Source organism: Ruegeria sp. H8 (assembly GCF_056532905.1).
Genome location: NZ_JBQFNY010000020.1, coordinates 2,501 through 6,098, shown reverse-complemented (window position 1 = coordinate 6,098; position 3,598 = coordinate 2,501). Strand labels below are relative to the sequence as shown.

The following is a 3,598-nucleotide window of genomic DNA, read 5'->3' as shown; positions in this document are numbered from 1 at the left end:
TTAGAGAGATGTGGGCTTTTACTAGGTTTGGCGGTGACCTACTCTCCCGGGGCTTAAGCCCAAGTACCATTGGCGCGGCAGTGCTTAACTTCCGGGTTCGGGATGGGACCGGGTGTTTCACTTGCGCTATGACCACCAAACCGAGGAAAAGCCCACGTCGCTGTTTTTGCTTTGCAAAAAGGCGACGCGCGGGAGGCAGCGTATTCGCTTGCGAATGCGCGTTCCCGCACGGTTGTAATTATCAACCAACAGTGTCGCTTGGCGCGACACGATCATCCATTGTCAAGGTCGGTGTATGCTTTGGTCTTGTCTTTCCATTACTGGATCAAATCAAGCCTATCGGGCGATTAGTACCGGTCAACTGAACGCATTACTGCGCTTACATCTCCGGCCTATTGACGTGGTGGTCTTCCACGGCCCTCAGGGAGACCTTGTTTTGAGGGGGGCTTCCCGCTTAGATGCCTTCAGCGGTTATCCTGTCCGATCATAGCTACCCAGCACTGCCGTTGGCACGACAACTGGTCCACCAGTGGATCGTTCACCCCGGTCCTCTCGTACTAGGGGCAACTCCTCTCAAGTCTCCTACACCCACGGCAGATAGGGACCGAACTGTCTCACGACGTTCTAAACCCAGCTCACGTACCTCTTTAAACGGCGAACAGCCGTACCCTTGGGACCTGCTCCAGCCCCAGGATGAGATGAGCCGACATCGAGGTGCCAAACACTGCCGTCGATATGGACTCTTGGGCAGTATCAGCCTGTTATCCCCGGCGTACCTTTTATCCGTTGAGCGATGGCCCTTCCACTCGGGACCACCGGATCACTATGGCCGTCTTTCGACTCTGCTCGACTTGTCAGTCTCGCAGTCAGGCTGGCTTCTGCCATTGCACTCAACGAGCGATTTCCGACCGCTCTGAGCCAACCTTCGCGCGCCTCCGTTACGCTTTAGGAGGCGACCGCCCCAGTCAAACTACCCGCCACGCAGGGTCCCGGATCCGGATAACGGACCGCGGTTAGACATCAAGAGTGCGAAGGGTGGTATCTCAAGGGAGGCTCCACCGCGACTGGCGTCACGGTTTCAAAGCCTACCACCTATCCTGCACATCACAATCCTGATGCCAGTGCGAAGCTGTAGTAAAGGTGCACGGGGTCTTTCCGTCTAACCGCGGGAAGCCTGCATCTTGACAGGCAATTCAATTTCGCTGAGTCGATGTTGGAGACAGCGGGGAAGTCGTTACGCCATTCGTGCAGGTCGGAACTTACCCGACAAGGAATTTCGCTACCTTAGGACCGTTATAGTTACGGCCGCCGTTTACCTGGGCTTCAATTCAAGGCTCTCACCTCTCCTTTTAACCTTCAGGCACCGGGCAGGCGTCAGACCCTATACGTCGTCTTGCGACTTCGCAGAGCCCTGTGTTTTTAATAAACAGTCGCCACCCCCTGGTTTGTGCCCCCAGCCCCTAGTTGCCTAGGAACCGGGCCTCCTTCTCGCGAACTTACGGAGGTATTTTGCCGAGTTCCTTCAACATCGTTCTCTCAAGCGCCTTGGTATGCTCTACCAGTCCACCTGTGTCGGTTTAGGGTACGGTCTGATGGAGGGCTATTTCCAGGAACCACTCAGCAGCCCAATCAATCCGATAAGATTGAACTACACCTGTGATCCGTCACATCCTCCTGGCCCAGGAATATTAACCTGGTTCCCATCGCCTACGCCTTTCGGCCTCGGCTTAGGGGCCGGCTTACCCTGCTCAGATTAGCTTTAAGCAGGAACCCTTGGACTTTCGGCGAGAGTGTCTCTCACACTCTTTGTCGCTACTCATGTCATCATTCTCACTAGTGATCTCTCCACCGGATCCCTCACAGGCCGGCTTCATCGAAAGAACTCTATCCTGCGCTACCGCCTATTCGGCTACTTGAGCGCGATTACGCGCGCCACATAACCGGCGGCAATACAGGATGAGTTCTATGTCACACTACGCTCTGCTACCATGCCTTACGGCATCCTAAGCTTCGGCTCATGGCTTGAGCCCCGTTACATCTTCGCCGCAGGACAACTTGTTTAGACCAGTGAGCTGTTACGCTATCTTTAAAGGATGGCTGCTTCTAAGCCAACCTCCTGGTTGTTTTGGTCGTCCCACCTGCTTTCCCACTTAGCCATGAATTGGGGGCCTTAGCTGTAGGTCAGGGTTGTTTCCCTCTCCACTACGGACGTTAGCATCCGCAGTGTGTCTGCCATCTAGTACTCCCGGGTATTCGGAGTTTGGTTAGGATCAGTAAGCCTGTGGGGCCCCATTACCCATCCAGTGCTCTACCCCCCGGGGTATTCGGATGACGCTCTACCTAAATAGATTTCGCAGAGAACCAGCTATCTCCGAGTTTGATTGGCCTTTCACCCCTAGGCACAGCTCATCCCGATCCTTTTCAACGGATGTGGGTTCGGTCCTCCAGTAAGTGTTACCTTACCTTCAACCTGGCCATGCCTAGATCACTCGGTTTCGGGTCTGATCCCACGAACTCATTCGCCCTATTAAGACTCGCTTTCGCTACGCCTACACCTAACGGCTTAAGCTTGCTCGTGAGACCAAGTCGATGACCCATTATACAAAAGGTACGCCGTCAGCTCGCAAGGAGCCTCCGACTGATTGTAGGCGTTCGGTTTCAGGTACTGTTTCACTCCCCTCGTCGGGGTGCTTTTCACCTTTCCCTCACGGTACTGGTTCGCTATCGGTCAGCAAGGAGTACTTAGCCTTCGAAGGTGGTCCTCCGATCTTCAGACAGAATTTCACGTGTTCCGCCCTACTTAATACGTCCGTCAAAGCTTCCTATACGGGGCTGTCACCCGCTATGGCCACGCTTCCCAACGTGTTCTAGTCACTTATCCGGCTCGGCTGGTCCCCGTTCGCTCGCCGCTACTAGGGGAGTATCAATTGATTTCCTTTCCTCCGGGTACTTAGATGTTTCAGTTCCCCGGGTTTGCTCTTAAAACCCTATGTATTCAGGTCTTAAGTACCTGTTCATGCTCATTATTGATCAGCTGTGCTAACAATAACAAACATTCAGGTGGGTTGCCCCATTCAGAGATCCATGGATCAAAGCTTATTCTCAGCTCCCCATGGCTTATCGCAGAGTATCACGTCTTTCATCGCCTCTTGCTGCCAAGGCATTCACCAAACGCCCTTCTCGCGCTTGATTTGATCCAGAAAGAGAAAGACACACGATAGTTGTGCTACCGCCTATTCGGCTACGTGAGCACGATGTCTGCTACGAACTTCGTTCTTCGCAGACTATGTATCAATCGAGACCGCCCAGCTGGTAACTAAAGGCAGTCATTCTTCTGAACCAAAAGCATACTTTCCCGCCTTCCATCCTGGAACCCATGCTGCCGATGTCGGTCGGCCCCGCATGGAGAATGAAAGACATGCACGATCTGATGATCGTGCGGGTTAGTGTACTTGACTTGGACAACTCTGTTCGTTTCAGCCGGGATATTCAAAGAGGGACGAGGAAACATCCCTAATCAAACCTCCTCCGAAGAGGACCAACTGAGATCAACGCCACACTCGGCGCGATCAAACAGTGTTGATTGATTTCTCTCTAT

General features: G+C 53.4%; 2 rRNA genes. Both read right to left on the bottom strand.

Features of this window, described 5'->3' with window-relative positions:
* Nucleotides 1-25: 25 nt before the first annotated feature.
* Nucleotides 26-140: ribosomal RNA gene (gene rrf / locus ACR0A2_RS22110) — 5S ribosomal RNA — on the bottom strand.
* 186 nt (nt 141-326) lie between these two features.
* Nucleotides 327-3,192: ribosomal RNA gene (locus ACR0A2_RS22105) — 23S ribosomal RNA — on the bottom strand.
* Between the last annotated feature and the right edge of the window lie 406 nt (nt 3,193-3,598).